15 protein-coding genes are annotated in these 15,144 nt (G+C 71.6%); all 15 read left to right on the top strand.

Translation table 11 applies throughout. From position 1 onward, the window contains the following. The first annotated feature begins 249 nt into the window (after positions 1-249). Complete coding sequence (locus AB0J04_RS12725; RefSeq protein ID WP_363168373.1) at positions 250-1,461, top strand: CoA transferase; 1,212 nt, start codon at positions 250-252, stop codon at positions 1,459-1,461. Then, positions 1,458-1,880 (top strand): OB-fold domain-containing protein, encoded by a 423-nt coding sequence (locus AB0J04_RS12720; protein WP_363168372.1) that lies wholly within the window; start codon positions 1,458-1,460, stop codon positions 1,878-1,880. The genes AB0J04_RS12725 and AB0J04_RS12720 overlap by 4 nt, the downstream gene beginning before the upstream one ends. Beyond that, positions 1,877-3,079 (top strand): thiolase family protein, encoded by a 1,203-nt coding sequence (locus tag AB0J04_RS12715; protein WP_363168371.1) that lies wholly within the window; start codon positions 1,877-1,879, stop codon positions 3,077-3,079. Before AB0J04_RS12720 ends, AB0J04_RS12715 begins: the two co-directional genes overlap by 4 nt. A gap of 67 nt (positions 3,080-3,146) precedes the next feature. After that, on the top strand, positions 3,147-4,616 hold the full coding sequence (locus AB0J04_RS12710; RefSeq protein WP_363168370.1) for an aldehyde dehydrogenase family protein: 1,470 nt from the start codon (positions 3,147-3,149) through the stop codon (positions 4,614-4,616). A 63-nt stretch (positions 4,617-4,679) separates the two neighbouring features. Next, the gene (locus AB0J04_RS12705) at positions 4,680-5,924 is read left to right on the top strand and encodes an amidohydrolase family protein (RefSeq protein ID WP_363168369.1); all 1,245 of its coding nucleotides are present in this window, start codon (positions 4,680-4,682) and stop codon (positions 5,922-5,924) included. A gap of 1 nt (position 5,925) precedes the next feature. Further along, positions 5,926-6,156, top strand: a complete 231-nt coding sequence (locus AB0J04_RS12700) for a ferredoxin (RefSeq protein ID WP_363168368.1) — start codon at positions 5,926-5,928, stop codon at positions 6,154-6,156. Between the two features lie 5 nt (positions 6,157-6,161). Beyond that, positions 6,162-6,941: a glucose 1-dehydrogenase gene (locus tag AB0J04_RS12695; RefSeq protein WP_363168458.1), complete on the top strand. Its 780-nt coding sequence runs from the start codon at positions 6,162-6,164 to the stop codon at positions 6,939-6,941. A gap of 4 nt (positions 6,942-6,945) precedes the next feature. Next, on the top strand, positions 6,946-8,193 hold the full coding sequence (locus tag AB0J04_RS12690; protein WP_363168367.1) for a cytochrome P450: 1,248 nt from the start codon (positions 6,946-6,948) through the stop codon (positions 8,191-8,193). Between the two features lie 30 nt (positions 8,194-8,223). After that, a complete protein-coding gene (locus AB0J04_RS12685; protein ID WP_363168366.1) occupies positions 8,224-8,667 on the top strand; it encodes a nitroreductase family deazaflavin-dependent oxidoreductase in 444 nt (147 codons plus the stop codon). Positions 8,668-8,677: 10 nt separating this feature from the next. Beyond that, positions 8,678-9,355, top strand: coding sequence for a TetR/AcrR family transcriptional regulator (locus tag AB0J04_RS12680; protein ID WP_363168365.1), 678 nt, complete (start codon positions 8,678-8,680; stop codon positions 9,353-9,355). After that, positions 9,352-10,416 carry a phosphotransferase family protein gene (locus AB0J04_RS12675; RefSeq protein WP_363168364.1) on the top strand — a complete coding sequence of 355 codons (1,065 nt, stop codon included), beginning with the start codon at positions 9,352-9,354 and terminating at the stop codon, positions 10,414-10,416. The genes AB0J04_RS12680 and AB0J04_RS12675 overlap by 4 nt, the downstream gene beginning before the upstream one ends. Then, positions 10,413-11,480, top strand: a complete 1,068-nt coding sequence (locus tag AB0J04_RS12670; protein ID WP_363168363.1) for a phosphotransferase — start codon at positions 10,413-10,415, stop codon at positions 11,478-11,480. Before AB0J04_RS12675 ends, AB0J04_RS12670 begins: the two co-directional genes overlap by 4 nt. 62 nt (positions 11,481-11,542) lie before the next feature. After that, positions 11,543-13,000, top strand: coding sequence for an AMP-binding protein (locus AB0J04_RS12665; protein ID WP_363168362.1), 1,458 nt, complete (start codon positions 11,543-11,545; stop codon positions 12,998-13,000). Positions 13,001-13,080: 80 nt separating this feature from the next. Then, positions 13,081-14,484 carry an ABC transporter substrate-binding protein gene (locus tag AB0J04_RS12660; protein WP_363168361.1) on the top strand — a complete coding sequence of 468 codons (1,404 nt, stop codon included), beginning with the start codon at positions 13,081-13,083 and terminating at the stop codon, positions 14,482-14,484. A gap of 339 nt (positions 14,485-14,823) precedes the next feature. Next, positions 14,824-15,144, top strand: a 321-nt coding sequence (locus AB0J04_RS12655) for an LLM class flavin-dependent oxidoreductase (protein WP_363168360.1), incomplete at its 3' end; no start/stop codon positions are given.

Here is a 15,144-nt window from a genome sequence, read left to right as displayed (position 1 = left end):
AACGCAACGGTGTGGGCCGGGCGATGCCCGGCCCACACTGCTGTGCGGCCGACCCGCCGATCACGGTCCGGCGCGCGCTCCAGCCACGCCTCCAGCTCCCGAGGGGCCCCCACGCCATGGACACGAGGCCGGGGCCCGAGCAAGAGCGCGACTCTATATTTACGAGAATGACACTTCCCAAAATAAATATCGCGCCTCTACTGTGGCTACGCCGGGTCGTCTCGGACCGCGGCGGACGGGAGACGCTCGATGGGGAGCGAAGCGTTCGACGGAATACGCGTGATCGAACTGGCGCAGTGGGTGTTCGTGCCGGTCGCGGGCGCCCTGCTGGCCGACTGGGGCGCGGACGTCATCCGGGTCGAGCGGCCCGAGGGCGACCCCTACCGGGCACTCGCGACCCAGCGCATCGGAACCGACGGCGGCGGCGTGAACCTGTCGGTGGCGCTCGCCAACCGCGGCAAGCGCTCCGTCGCGCTCGACCTGCGCCACGAGGAGGGACGCCGGCTGCTCGACCAACTCCTGGAGACGGCGGACGTGTTCCTCACCAACCTGCGGCCCGGCGCCCTGGACCGCCTCGGGCTCGGCGCCGAAGAACTCGGCCGGCGCTTCCCCCGGCTCGTCTACGCACGGGGCCATGGCTACGGCGTCCGCGGCCCCGACGCCGACCGGGCCGGGTACGACTCGTCCGCGTTCTGGGCACAGGGCGGGATGGCCCACGTACTGACGCCGCCGGAACGCGAGTACCCGATCAGCCAGCGCGGCGCGATGGGCGACCGCAACGGCGCCATGGCGCTCGCGTTCGGGGTGGCCGGGGCGCTGCTGCGGCGCGAGCGCACCGGTGAGGGGTCCGTCGTGGACGTGTCCCTGCTCGCCACCGCGATGTGGACGCTGTCGTCCGACGTGCTCTCGGCGCTCGCCGGCGGGCAGCCGCGCGGCGTCTCCGGACGCGGCGGTTCGGTCAACCCGCTGGTAGGCGCGTACCGGACCAGGGACGGGCGCCACATCCAGCTGGTCTTCCTCCAGGGGGACCGCTACTGGCGGGAGTTCTGCGAACTCATCGACCGCGGTGACCTCGCCACGGATCCGCGCTTCGTCGATCTGCGGGCCCGCGGTGAGAACCGGGAGGCGTGCGTCGCCGAACTGGAGGCGGAGTTCGCCCGTCGCACCTTCGAGGAGTGGAAGGACCTCCTGGCCCGGATCGACGCGCCCTGGGCGCCCGTCCAGGCCGTGGAGGAACTGCTGACGGACCCTCAGGTGCTGGCCAACGACTACCTCGGCGAGGTGGAGCTGGAGGACGGCGAATCGTATGCGATGCCCACCGTCCCCGTGCAGTTCGACGAACGCCCGCCGACCCTGCGGCGGGCGCCCGAACACGGTGAGCACACCGAATCCGTGCTGCTCGAACTCGGCTACGGATGGGCGGACATCGTCGGCCTCAAGGACGCGGGGGTGATCACATGAGCGAGCGTCCCGTACCCGTGCCCGACGAAACCTCGGCACCCTACTGGGAGGCGGCCGCCCGGCATGTGCTGGCCCTGGCGCGCTGCGGTCGCTGCGGAGCCTTCGCCGTGCCGCCCGACCAGACCTGCCCGCACTGCCGCACGACGGACCCTGACTTCACGTACCAGCCGGTGAGCGGCCGGGGCACGGTGCGGTCCTGGACCGTGGTCCGGCAGTCGCCGCTGCCCGGCCTGTCGCAGGCGGTCCCCTTCGTCCTCGTCGACGTCGAACTCGACGAGCAGGCCGGGCTGCGGATGATCGGACGGCTGCTCGACGGCCCCGACGCCGCGTGGCGCGCCGGCGATCGCGTGCGGGTGGCCTTCGAGGACGTCGGCGCGGGTGTCGCCGTGCCCGCGTTCGTGCTGGGTGACGTGTCATGAGCGGGCGGTTCGCGAGCGGTGGCCAGGTGGCGATCGCCGGGTACGCGCACAGCGCCGTCCGCAGACATGCCGACCGGCCCTTGGGCGCACTCGCCGTGGCCGTCGCCCGCGAGGCGATCGCCGACGCGGGTCTCGCGCCGCAGGACGTGGACGGCTTCGTCGGCTCGGCGCTGTTCCCCGCCTCCGGGGACCACGCCGCCGAGGACGGTGTCAGCACGGTGACGCCGTCATGGCTGGCCGGGCATCTGGGCGCCGAGCCCGGCTACGTCGCCGGGTTCCAGGGCATCGGACAGATCCCCGGCTCGGTGGCGATGGCGGTCAACGCGATCGCGAGCGGCGCCGCCGACCATGTCCTCGTCCACCGCGCCCTGCACAATCCGCGCGCCCGCTATCACGGCACCTCGGTGCGGGAGTTCGGCGGAGCGCAGCAGTGGACGGCGCCGCAGGGCTTCTTCGGGCCGCTGCCGATGATCGGGCTGGCCTACAACGAATACCTGCAGCGTTACGGGGCGGGCCGGGAGGCGATGGCGGCGGTCCTGGTCGAGGCGCGCAAGAACGGTGCGCGGATCCCGTGGTCGTACTGGCACGAACGGCCGCTGACCGCCGAGGAGTACCTCGCGGCGCCCATGGTCAACGATCCGATCTGCCGCTACGACTGCGACATCCCGGTCGACGGCGTCGCGGCCTTCGTGCTCACGTCGGCCGCCCGGGCGCGCGACCTGCCGCACCGGCCGGTGTACGTCGCCGGGTATGCCGGCAGCGCGCCGGGCCCGCGCCGCCTTCCGCTGCACTGGCCGCTCGACGACATCATGGCCGGCGGTGCCGGTACCGCCCGGCGGCTGTGGGAGCACGCGGGCGTCAAGCCCGCCGACATCGACGTACCGCAGCTGTACGACGGGTTCTCGCCGTTCGTGTACTTCTGGCTGGAGGCCCTGGGCTACTGCCCGGTCGGCGAGGCGCACCGCTTCGTCCTGGACGGAGGCATCGACAGCGACGTCCCCGGGGCCCTGCCCGTGCTCAGCGGCGGGGGCTCCCTCGGCAACGGGCGCATGCACGGGATCCCCCAGATGCTGGAGTGCTACCTCCAGTTGTCGGGCCGGGCCGGTGAACGGCAGCGCGCACAGGCTGAGTTCGGCCTCGCATGCCACTCCTCGCCCCACTACGGGGGCGCCGTCGTGTACAGCGCACTGCCCTGGTGATCCGGGGCCCGCACACCCGAACGGCACGCAAAACAGCGCTGCTTCGAAGCGCGAAAGGGGCGAGAGCGTGAGTGACATCATCCCGGAGCGGCGCTCGTACGTGGCCGGAGATTGGGTCGAGGGCGAGCAGTGGCTCGCAGTCGAGAACCCCGCCGACGAGTCGCACGTGGCCGACGTGTCGGTGACACCGCTTCCCGAGATCGAGCGCGCCGTCGTCGAGGCGCGCGACAGCTTCGAACGTGGCGTGTGGTCGGACGTCCCGGCCGCCGAGCGTGCCCGGATCCTGTACACCTTCCTCGACCACGTCGAAGCCTGCCGCAACGCCCTGGTCGCCACGATGGTCGCCGAGGCGGGGCAGCCGACCGCGTTCGCCGAACGCGCCCAGCTGCAGGGCGGGTTGGCGGTGGCACGCGGGGCGATCGACCTGTATCTGTCGATGCCGCACGAGGCGGCGACCCCGGTGCCCGTCGACGAGCTGGTGCGCGGCCGGGTCGCGCTCAGCGTCCAGCGGCACGAGCCGGTCGGCGTGGTCACGGCCATCACGCCGTACAACGGGGCGATCGTGATGGCGCTCCAGAAGATCGTCCCGGCCCTGATCGCGGGCAACTCCGTGATCCTGCGGCCCAGCCCGCTGACGCCGCTCTCGTCCCTTGTGTTCGGCGCCGCGGCGGACACGGCCGGACTGCCGCCCGGCGTCCTGAGCGTCGTGGTGGAGGGCGGCGCGGCCGGCGCCGAACTCCTGACCAGCCACCCGGCCGTCGACATGGTCTCGTTCACCGGGTCCACCGCGGTCGGCCGCCGCATCCTCGCGCAGGCCGCCCCGACGGTGAAGCGGGTGGCCCTCGAACTCGGTGGCAAGTCGGCGCAGATCTACCTCGACGACGCCGTGGGCAGGGCCGCCGCCGGTGCGGTCGCCGTGGTCGCGGCCACCGCGGGCCAGGCCTGCGTCGCAGCCACCCGCATGCTCGTACCCGAGCGCCGCAAGGCCGAAGTCCTCGACGCCGTCGGCGACGCGTACGCCGGCCTCGTCGTCGGCGACCCGACCGATCCGCGCACCACCCTGGGGCCCGTGATCAGCGCGGCGCAGCTGGAGCGCTGCGAGCGGTTCGTCGCCCTCGCCACCGAGTCCGGCGGCACGGTGGTGCGCGGCGGCGTCCGCCCGCAGGGGCTCAAGGCCGGCCACTACTTCGAGCCGACCGTCCTCGATCTGCCCGGCAACGACAACCCCGCCGCCCAGGAAGAGATCTTCGGCCCCGTCATCGCGGTGCTCGGCTACCGGGACGTCGACGACGCCGTACGCATGGCCAACGACACCCCCTACGGCCTCTCCGGCCAGGTGTACGGGGCCGACACCGCGGCAGCGACCGCGGTGGCCCGACGCCTGCGCACCGGTGCGGTCAACGTCAACACCGCGGTGTTCAGCGCCTACGCCCCCGGCGGCGGCTACAAGCAGAGCGGCCTCGGCCGCGAGCGCGGGTCCGACGGCATCCGCGCGTTCCAGGAGGTCAAGCACCTGGTGATCGGCGAACTCCGTTGACCGCTGCCCGACGTTGACCGCTGCCCGACTTGGACGAGTACCACCCGACGTGAAGGAGCACTCGTGTCCACAGACATCGCACCCGTCGTCGCGCCCGACAGCGCGCCCGACCGCGCGCTCGACTGGCTGATCTCCGTCGACGACCACATCCTCGAACCGCCCCGTCTGTGGGTGGACCGCGTCCCGAAGGCCGACCGCGACCGGGCTCCGCACATGGTGACGGACGACACGGGCATGGACTGCTGGGTCTACGACGGCAAGCGGTTCCCCAGCTCCGGTCTGAGCGCCGTGGTCGGCAAGTCGAAGGAGGAGTTCAGCCCCGAGCCGCTGCCCTACAGCGAGATGCGGCCCGGGTGCTACGACCCGAAGGCCCGCATCGAGGACATGAACCGGGCCGGGATCCTCGCCTCGCTGTGCTTCCCCACGGTCACCCGTTTCTGCGGGCAGCTGTTCATGGAGGCGAGCGACCGCGAGTTCGGCCTCACCTGCCTCAAGGCCTACAACGACTGGATCATCGAGGAGTGGTGCGCGGCCGCTCCCGGCCGCTACATCCCCCTGGTGCTCATCCCCCTCTGGGACCCGGCCCTCGCGGCGAAGGAGCTGGAGCGCTGCGCCGCCAAGGGCGCGACCACGTTCGCGTTCTCGGAGAACCCCGCCCCGCTGGGCCTGCCCACCATCCACGACAAGAACCGCTACTGGGACCCCGTGATGGCCGCGGCGAACGACCTCGGGATGGTCGTGTCGATGCACGTCGGCTCGTCCTCGACGGTGCCGCAGATCGCGCCCGACGCCCCGTTCCTCGCCAACCTCGCCTGGGGTGCGACCCGTACCTCGGGGGCCATGCTGTCCTGGCTGTTCAGCGGCATGTTCCAGCGCTACCCCAACCTCAAGATCGCGCTGTCGGAGGGCGAGATCGGCTGGATGCCGTACTTCCTCGAGCGCGCCGAGCAGGTCCTCGACACGCAGCGGCACTGGGTCAAGCGGGGCGTCCGGTTCAACGACCACGCGGGCAGCGACGTCGTCGACCTCGACACCCTCGACATCCGCGCCACCTTCCGCGACCACATCCACGGCTGCTTCATCGACGACGTGCACGGCCTCGCCAGCATCGACGAGATCGGTGAGGACAACATCATGTGCGAGACCGACTATCCGCACTCCGACTCGACCTGGCCGGACTGCATCGGCCTCGTCAAGAGCCGTATCGCGCACCTGTCGTCCGAGCGGCAGTACAAGATCCTGCGCGGCAACGCCGAGCGCCTCTACCGGTTCACCCCGGCGGAGCCACCCGCCTTGGCGAAGGCCTGAGATGGCCGCCTGGAAGGTCGCCGTCGACCGGGACAGCTGCCTCGGCTCCGGCGTCTGCGTCGTGTACGCGCCGGACACCTTCGCCCACGACGAGGAGGCGAAGGCCGTGGTCGTCGGCCCGCCCGAACCGCTCGACACGGTACGGACGGCCGTCGAGGGGTGTCCGACGCGGGCCCTGCGCTGGACGGACGACGCGACCGAACCACCCGTAGCCGACAACGAAAGGCGGTGACCCCCATGCTGCTCGCCGAGAAGACCGCGATCGTCACGGGCGCTGGATCCGGAGTGGGCGCAGCGTCCGCGCTGCGCTTCGCGGAGGAAGGCGCCCACGTCCTCTGCGCCGACATCCGCGCCGACACCGCCGAGGAGACGGCGCGCCGGATCGAGAAGGCCGGCGGGTCCGCCACGCCCTTCGTCTGCGACGTCTCCCGCGAGGAGGAGGTCGCGGCAGCCGTCGCGGCGGCCGTCGACCGCTTCGGCCGGCTCGACATCGTCTTCAACAACGCGGGCATCCCGACCCCACGGCTCGGCGCGCGACTTGAGGACCACACCGCCGAGGACTTCCGGCGCCTCGTCGGCGTCAACCTCGCCGGCGTGTTCCACGGCTGCAAGCACGCCGTCCTCCAGTTCAAGCGGCAGGGGCACGGCGGAGTCGTCCTCAACACCGGCTCCGTCGCGGGCCTCGTCGCCTGGGGCGGCTCCGTGTACGGCGCCACCAAGGGCGCCGTACACCAGCTCACACGGGCCGTCGCGATCGAGGGCGCCCCCTTCGGCATCCGCGCCAACGCCATCGGTCCCGCGGGCATGCCGCTCACCGACTTCATGGCGGCGGGCGGCCTGGACGCCGACGCCGAGACCATGGAGAAGACGGTCCGGCAGGTCGCCTCCAGCCACCCGTTGGGCCGGGCCATCACCGCCGAGGACTGCGCTGAGGCCGCCGTGTTCCTGGTCTCCGACCGGGCCGCCAACCTCACCGGCGTCGTCCTGCCCGTCGACGGCGGATACGTGGCGAGGTGACCCCATGACGACACCCACGTCCCTCGACCGCGACCGCGTCCGCGAGCTGTTCGACCTGCGCGGCGCCTATCTGGCCCACGTCGGCGGCGGTTACCGCGGCGATCCCTACCCTGCCTGGCACCGCCTGCGCGCCGAGGCCCCCGTCCACCCGGGAACGGTGCACGAACTGACCGGCTACGACGGGCCCGCGCACTTCCAGGGGCTGCCGTATCCCGACCGCCCGCACTTCTCCGCGTTCAGCTACGCCGCGTGCGACGAGGCCTACCGCGATCCCGAGGTGTTCGCCGCCTCACCCACCCCCATCGACCCGCGCACCGGTCGACTCGCCGCGCAGAACAGCATGCTGTCCATGGGGGGCACCCAGCACCGCCGCTACCGCTCGCTCGTCCAACCGTCGTTCGTACCCGGCAAGGCCCAGTGGTGGATCCGCAACTGGATCGAGCAGACCGTCGACCTGCTCATCGACGGCTTCGCCGGGGACGGCCGCGCCGAACTCAACGTGGACTTCTGCGCCGCCATCCCGGTGCTCACCATCACCGGCAGCTTCGGCGTCCCGGTGGAGCGGGCCCTCGACATCCGCGCCGCGCTGCGCGATCCGCAGGCCATCGCCGAGATCCTCGCGCCGATCGTGGCGGCCCGCCGCGAGGCTCCGCGCGACGATCTCATCAGCGTTCTCGTGGCGGCCGGGACGACCGGCGAAGACGGCGTCACGCACCGGCTCTCCGACGCCGAGATCTACTCCTTCGCGGTGCTGCTGCTCACCGCGGGATCCGGCACGACCTGGAAACAGATGGGCATCACGCTCACCGCGCTCCTGCAGCGGCCCCACGTGCTTCAGGCCGTGCGCGAGGACCGCGCGCTGCTGCGCCCGGCGATCGAGGAGGCGCTGCGCTGGACGCCGACCGACCCGATGTTCTCCCGCTATGTGACCCGGGACGTCGACTTCCACGGCGTCCGCCTGCCGGAAGGCTCCGTGCTGCACCTGTGCGTCGGCGCCGCCAACCGGGACCCGGCCCGCTGGGACCGCCCGGACGAGTTCGACATCACCCGCAAGCTGCGCCCGTCGTTCGCGTTCGGCGGCGGCGCGCACGTCTGCCTCGGCATGCATGTCGCCCGCGCCGAAATGCAGGTCGGCATCGGGGCGCTCCTGGACCGGCTGCCGGGCCTGCGTCTCGATCCGGACGCCGCACCGCCACGCTTCATCGGCCTGTACGAGCGGGGCCCGACGGAGATCCCGGTGGTCTTCGGATGACGCGCCCCACCCCGGACGAAAGGCTCGGACATGAGTGAACCCGGCTACCAGAAGCCCGACTTGGCGCTGGTCGGCGCCGAGCACGTGGCCCGCTACCGGGAGAGCGACGGCGAGATCGGCTACGAGTGGAACGGCGTCCCCGTTCTGCTGCTGACCACCAAGGGGCGCAGGACGGGCGCGTCCCGCACCAAGGCCCTGATCTTCGGGCGGAACGGCGACGACTACCTGGTCGTCGCCTCGGCCGGCGGGGCGGCGAAGCATCCCTCGTGGTACCTGAACCTGCTGGCGCACCCCGAGGCCGAGATCCAGGTCAAGGGCGCGCACATCCCGGTCGTCGCGCGCACCGCGGGCGCCGCCGAACGGCCGCTCCTGTGGCAGACCGTTGTCGGCTACTGGCCCAACTACGACGCCTACCGGACGCGTACCGAACGCATCATCCCCGTCGTGGTGCTGACCCCCACCACGGAAACGTAGGAACATCCACATGTCGAATCCGAACACGACCTGGGCGGACCACGCGGCCGACCGCTCCCCCTCGGTGCGACGGTCGCGGGCGCGCAGCGTCCAGCAGGCGCAGGTGATCCTGCGAGCCGCGCACCGGCTCGTCCAGGAGAAGGGAAGCGCCTTCACGACCCAGGAGTTGGCGAGGGAGTCCGGCGTCGCGCTGCAGACCATCTACCGGCACTTCCCCAGCAAGGACCACATTCTGCTGACGCTCGTCGAGGAGATCATCGCCGAGCAGGCCACGCGCATGCGGACCGAGGCGCGGCGGCTCCCGGACCCGGTGACCCGCCTGCGCCACTACATCACCAGGACCCTCGACGCGCTCCGCGACGGCGGCGACCGCACCGGGCCCCGGTTCATCACCGCCGAGCACTGGCGGCTGCACCAGCTCTTCCCCGACGAGATGGCGCGGATCGCCCAGCCGTTCGACGACCTCGTCGCACAGGAGCTTGCGGAGGCCGTCGCCCAGGGGCTGCTGCGGCCCAGGGACCCGGCCCACGGCGCGTGGTTCGCCATGAAGCTGGTCACGTCCGTCTACCACCACTACGCGTTCGCGACCGCGCACGAACCGGTCGAGGACGTCGCCGGGCGCCTGTGGGCGTTCTGTCTGGCCGCGTTCGGCGGCCCCTCCGAGTCCGAGGAGGTGGAGCAAGGATGAGCGAAGCCCCTGTCTTCGCCAAGGGCCGCGACCTCGACGCCGCGGCGCGAGCGCTCGGTCCGTGGCTGGCGGCCCGGCTCGGCGTCGACGACATACGGATCGAGAACCTGGCGTACCCGCTGGGCGCCGGCGTCTCGAACGAGACGATTCTCTTCGACGCCCGGTCCGCGGGCCGCGACGACGAACTCGTCCTGCGGGTGGCGCCCGCGCCCGAGCACCAGATGTTCTTCGAACCGCAGTTCTGGCGCCAGTACGAGATGCTGGTCGCGCTCCGCCGCCTCGGCACGGTGCGGGTCCCCGAGGCACTGTGGTTCGAGGACGATCCCGCCCTGCTGGGCCGGCCGTTCTACATCATGCGCCGGATGCGCGGCCGGGTGCCGGTGAGCATGCCCGTGTACAACGCGACGGGGTGGCTGACCGAGGCGACGCCCGGTGAGCGTCGGATCCTGTGGGAGGAGGCGGTACGCCAGCTCGCAGCCGTCCACGGCGCACCCATGGAGGAGTTCTCCTTCCTCCACGACCCCGGCCAGGGCGCACCCGGTGACGAGCAACAGCTCACGTACTGGCGGCAGTTCGCGTCCTGGGCCCTGAAGGACGAGATCCCGGACACGGTGCACGAACTCTTCGACTGGGTGAGCGAGCACCGGCCGCCCGTCTCGACACCCGGCCTGTCGTGGGGTGACGCCCGGATCGGGAACATGATGTTCGGCGGCGACTACCGGATCGTCGGGGTCATGGACTGGGAGCAGGCCTCGCTCGCCGGGCCGATGGCCGATCTCGGGTGGTGGCTGCTCTTCGACGACATCCACAGCGTCGAGCACGGCGTACCGCGACTCGACGGGCTCGGCACCCGGCAGGAAACCCTCGGTCTCTGGCAGGAGTTGACGGGCAGTCCGGTGGAACACCTGCACTGGCAGGAGGTGTTCGCCGGCCTGAAGGCGGGCCTCCTGGCGCTGCACGCCCGCCGTTCGATGCGGCTGCCCGCCGCCGGACGCCCGAACCCGTTCATCGAGCGCTCGTGCCGACTGCTCGGCCGGACCGGATCCATGGGGTCGTCATGAGCCTTCCCGGCGGCCCCGCGCCGCACGACGAGGCGGTGGCCCTCTCGCCCTCCTGGCTCACCGCCGTACTGCGGCGGCGGCACCCCGGCGCCGTCGTCACCGCCACCGACGTGACCGAGCGGATCGAGACGGTCGCCACCAAGGTGCGCTTCGACGTCTCCTACGCGTCCGGGGCGGCCTCGGACGCGCCGCCCGCCCTGTGCGCCAAGGCGTACTTCAACCCGGCGGCGCGCCGACGCGGCTCATCGCGCGCCGAGGTCGACTTCTACCGGCTGCTCGCCGCGTCGCTTCCGGTGCGCACGCCGCCGTACGTACACGCCGAGGTGGACGAGGAGACCGGACATCCACTGCTTCTGATGCACGACCTGGTGGTGGCCGGCGCCCGGTTCGGCGACCCCCTGATGGGCTTCGGCCGTGACCAGGCGGCGGGCACGCTCGACCAGTTGGCCGCCCTGCACGCCGCGACCTGGGACGGCGCGAGGGGGCGCGAGGCCCCGGGCGCCGACCTGGCGACCACCTTCGCGCCCCGACTCGCCTCGCTCGCCCGCCACATGGGCCCCGAGCAGTTGCAGACCCAGCTCGACGACGGCCGGGCACCGGACATCCCGACGAAGGTGCGCTGCGCCGACCGGTTGCTCGCCGCGATGGGCGCGCTCGCGGACCTCTCCCCCCGGCATCCGCGCTGTCTCGTGCACGGCGACGTGCACACCGGCAACGTCTATGCCACGGCCGACGGAGCCCCCGGCCTGATCGACTGGCAGGTGGTCCAGTACGGCGTGTGGGCACTCGACGTCGGCTACCACCTGGCAGCGGTCCTCCATCCGGACGAACTCGCCGGCAGTGAGCGGGAGTTGCTCGACCACTACCTCGACCGCCTGGCCGCGCACGGCGGTGCACCGCCCGGCCGGGACGAGGCGTGGTGGGTGTATCGGGCGCATCTGCCCTACGGCTTCTTCCTGTGGGGCATCACCCGGGCCGTGGACCGGCCGATCACCGAGCGCCATGCGGGACGGATCGCCCTCGCCGTGGCGCGGCACGACAGCTTCGGCCTGCTCGGCGTCTGACGTCGAGCCCGCCACGAGAGCCCCTCGAAGCCCACTGGGCGACACCGCGGAGGAGAACGGCAATGGAGAGCGGAACGGGCATCGCCCAACTCATCAGGAAGCTCGCGGCGTCGTGTTCGGGCGCCGAGGTACTGCGCCACGTCCACCCGGACGGCACCGAATCCGCGTTCAGTTGGCGGGAGTTGGACCGCCGTTCGGACCAGTTGGCCGGGGCGCTGGCAGCGCGGGGTCTCGGCATGGGCGACCGCCTCTCCCTGGCGTTGCAAAACTCTCCACAGCTGGTCCTCGGGGTGTTCGCCGCGTGGAAGCTCGGGGCGGCGCCGGTGCCGGTGCGCTGGGATCTGCCCGAGTGGGAGCTGGCCCGGCTGCGCGAGGTGGTACGGGCGCCCGTGCACCTGGGCACCGACGATCTGACGTGGATCGACGCGACGGCGGGCGCACCGGTCCCCGAACTGCCGGACGTCGTCTCCCCGCACGCGCACGGCATTTGCAGCAGCGGCTCCACCGGCACGCCGAAGGTCATCCTCACCGGCCGGCCGGCCGTGCACGACCCGGCGTTCAGCACACCTCTGATGCAGGCCTGGACACCGGTACCCCGGCCGCAGACGATCCTCGTGCTCGCGCCGATGTACCACGCCAACGGATTCACCACGCTCTTCGGCCTGTTCGAGGGCGACCGGCTCGTGGTCATGGAGAAGTTCGACGCCGCCCGCGTCGTCGACACCGTCGAACGCCACCGGGTCACCACGTTCACCGCCACACCCACGATGCTGCAACGCATCGCGGACCTGCCCGGCATCGACGACCGCGACCTGTCCGGCCTGGAGTGGATCCTGCAGGGCGCGGCGCCCATGCCGCCGACGCTCGTGCACCGGTGGGCGGGCCTGATCGGGGCCGAGCGCATCGTCATGGCGTACGGCATGACCGAGGGGCTCGGCATCACCGCCCTGCGCGCCGACGAGTGGATGACCCACCAGGGCAGTGTCGGACGGCCGCTGCGCTCCACCGAGTTGCGCATCCTGGATGCCGACGGCAAGGACCTGCCCGTCGGCGAGGCCGGCGACATCTACCTGCGCTCCCCGAGCTACCACGGATACGAGTACCTGGGCGGCGCCCCGAGCCTGAGGGCGACGCCCGACGGATTCCAGACCGCCGGGGACGTGGGACACCTCGACGAGGACGGCTATCTCCACCTCCTCGACCGCCGCGTCGACATGATCATCAGTGGCGGCGCGAACATCTTCCCGGCCGAGGTCGAGGCCGCCCTCGTCGACCACCCCGGCATCGCCGACGTCGTCGTCATCGGACTGCGCGACCCCGAGTGGGGGCGCCGGGTGCACGCGCTGATCGAGCCCGCCGACCCCGCCGCGCCGCCCTCCCACGACGAGGTCGTCGCGTACGCGCGGGGCCGTCTCGCCGCGTACAAGCTGCCCAAGACGACCGAGTTCGTCGACGCCATCCCGCGCAGCGCGGCGACCAAGGTGAATCGCGGCGCGCTGGTGGCGGCACGCGGCGGCTGACCTCCACACGGTTCCGCGCTCACGCGCATGCCCAAGGACGCATGCCCCGTCAGCCCCCGATCCGAAAGGCAGGACAGTCCATGAGACCTCAGAGGACCATCACCGCCCTGACGATGGTGGCCGCGCTGTGCGCGGCCGGATGCTCCACCCGCGGCGACAGCCCCGGCCGCGGCGACTCCGAGCCCGGTGAGAAGGCCGCGGCGACCGCGGGCACGGTCGTCGCGTCGGGTGACTTCGGCGATCTCAAGAACGTGTGCGGCCCCGGTGACCCGAGCGGCTCGCCGGCCCAGGGGGTCACCGGGAAGGAGATCCACGTCGGTGTCATGTCGGACGTCGGCTTGAGCAAGAACACCGAATTCGGCGACGCGGCCAAGGCGTTCACGTCCTGGTGCAACGAGGCCGGCGGCATCAACGGGCGCAAGATCGTGCCGACCGTCCGCGACACCAGGATGCTGGAGGTCCGCCAGCGGGTCGACGAGGCCTGTCGCGCCGACTTCGCGCTGGTCGGCGGAGGCGCCGGCCTCGACGGCCTGGGAGTGAAGGACCGCCTCTCCTGCCTGCTGCCGGACTTCCCCGCGCAGACCGTCCAGCACGTGAACGAGGGGTCGGAGCTGCAGCTGTCGATACAGGCCGGCGGCCCCTCGTACTTCCGGTACGCGGGCTTCTACGACTGGCTGATCAAGGAGGCCTATCCGCACTCGGCGGACGCCGTCGGCATCATCTCCGGCGACTCCCCCGTCACCCGGACCTCCCTCGACCAGCGCACGGAGTATTTCAAGGCGCGGCATGTGAAGCTCGCCTACTCCGACCTGTATCCGACCTCCGGTGTCACCAACTGGACACCGTACGCCCAGGCGATCAAGGACAAGAAGGTCAAGGGCCTGGTGTTCATGGGCGACTTCACCTCGCTGGCGAAGCTGGAGCAGGAGCTCACCGCCATGAACTACAAGCTCGACTGGATCGACGCGAACAGCAATGCCTACGGCCCGGCGTTCCTCGAACTCGCCGGCCCGCGGGTACTGGCCGCCCAGAACAACCTCGCCGACGTCAGCGGGATCCACCCGATGGAGAAGGCATCGTCGAGCCCCGCGACGCAACAGGTGCTCGACCTGTTCGACAGGTACGCGCACGGGGCCAAGGTGACCCTGCCGGCGGTGAAGGCGTTCTCCGCCTGGCTGCTGTTCGCCAAGTCGGCCACGGCCTGCGGCGAGAAGCTCACCCGCCGCTGCGTCCACGACGCGGCCCGCAAGGAGACCGCATGGACCGGCGGCGGCATCCAGGCGCCGGTGAACGTGTCCGTCCAGGACTCCCCCGTGAAGTGCATGAACATCGAGAAGGCGACCCCCGACGGCTGGCAGCCCGCCGACTTCGCCCCCAACCGCGGCGCCTACCGCTGCGGCATCGCCTCGTACAGGTTCACGGGCGACTACGGCGAGCCGGGGACTCTGGCGAGCGTCGGGAAGAGCCTGGCGGAACTCAAGTAGGCCGCCTCGGATGTCCCGGGCCGCGCAGGGGCGGTGGCCCGTCGGCGACGGCAGCGGCGGCGCTCACGGGCCGCCGCTCGCCCCGCCGCCGAGTGGGGACGACAGCACGGCATCGGCTTGCGGAATTGCGTGTACAGATCGCGCGAGCGGCAGGGGACGCACAGAAACCGGCAAGGAAGACGACTCGGGGAGGTCATCTGCGTCAGCGGGGTTTCGTTGCGTCAGGCACGGCCACCCCGCCCTGCGACGCTGCGAGATCACGCGACTCCGCAACGGCCCTGGGCCGGGACCTGCCATGCTGAGCAGGTTCGATTCGATCCTCGCACCTTGGAGGTTCTGATGCGTGCAGGCGTCGTCGTCGCCGCGCAGCCCGGTGTGGAGGACCTCGCCGTGCGGGCCGAGGAGTTGGGCTTGCACAGCTTCTGGGTCAACGACACCCCGATGGTCCACGGCGACCCCTTCGTCGCCTTGAGCCTGTGTGCGAAGGCCACCAGCCGCATCAGGCTCGGCATCGGCGTGACCTCACCGGCGCTGCGCTCGGCCCCGGCCGCCGCGAGCGGGCTCGCTAGTGCCGCGGCAGGCAACGTTCGCCCGTCAAGGAGCGGCGTCCGGTGCGTGCTCTCGGCGTGCCGGCCGGAAGTCCTCGTACTGGACGTACTT

It is taken from the genome of Streptomyces sp. NPDC050263 (assembly GCF_040655955.1).
GTDB lineage: Bacteria > Actinomycetota > Actinomycetes > Streptomycetales > Streptomycetaceae > Streptomyces.
The sequence above is the reverse complement of the archived record's forward strand: the minus strand, read 5'-3'. Positions and strand labels throughout refer to the sequence as shown.

Bases quoted from the DNA above. Each gene is read 5' to 3' on its own strand.
- AB0J04_RS12700 (WP_363168368.1), top strand. From the start codon at position 5,926: ATGGCCGCCTGGAAGGTCGCCGTCGACCGGGACAGCTGCCTCGGCTCC.
- AB0J04_RS12695 (WP_363168458.1), top strand. From the start codon at position 6,162: ATGCTGCTCGCCGAGAAGACCGCGATCGTCACGGGCGCTGGATCCGGA.
- AB0J04_RS12665 (WP_363168362.1), top strand. From the start codon at position 11,543: ATGGAGAGCGGAACGGGCATCGCCCAACTCATCAGGAAGCTCGCGGCG.
- AB0J04_RS12715 (WP_363168371.1), top strand. From the start codon at position 1,877: ATGAGCGGGCGGTTCGCGAGCGGTGGCCAGGTGGCGATCGCCGGGTAC.
- AB0J04_RS12720 (WP_363168372.1), top strand. From the start codon at position 1,458: ATGAGCGAGCGTCCCGTACCCGTGCCCGACGAAACCTCGGCACCCTAC.
- AB0J04_RS12660 (WP_363168361.1), top strand. From the start codon at position 13,081: ATGAGACCTCAGAGGACCATCACCGCCCTGACGATGGTGGCCGCGCTG.
- AB0J04_RS12670 (WP_363168363.1), top strand. From the start codon at position 10,413: ATGAGCCTTCCCGGCGGCCCCGCGCCGCACGACGAGGCGGTGGCCCTC.
- AB0J04_RS12675 (WP_363168364.1), top strand. From the start codon at position 9,352: ATGAGCGAAGCCCCTGTCTTCGCCAAGGGCCGCGACCTCGACGCCGCG.
- AB0J04_RS12690 (WP_363168367.1), top strand. From the start codon at position 6,946: ATGACGACACCCACGTCCCTCGACCGCGACCGCGTCCGCGAGCTGTTC.
- AB0J04_RS12725 (WP_363168373.1), top strand. From the start codon at position 250: ATGGGGAGCGAAGCGTTCGACGGAATACGCGTGATCGAACTGGCGCAG.
- AB0J04_RS12685 (WP_363168366.1), top strand. From the start codon at position 8,224: ATGAGTGAACCCGGCTACCAGAAGCCCGACTTGGCGCTGGTCGGCGCC.
- AB0J04_RS12680 (WP_363168365.1), top strand. From the start codon at position 8,678: ATGTCGAATCCGAACACGACCTGGGCGGACCACGCGGCCGACCGCTCC.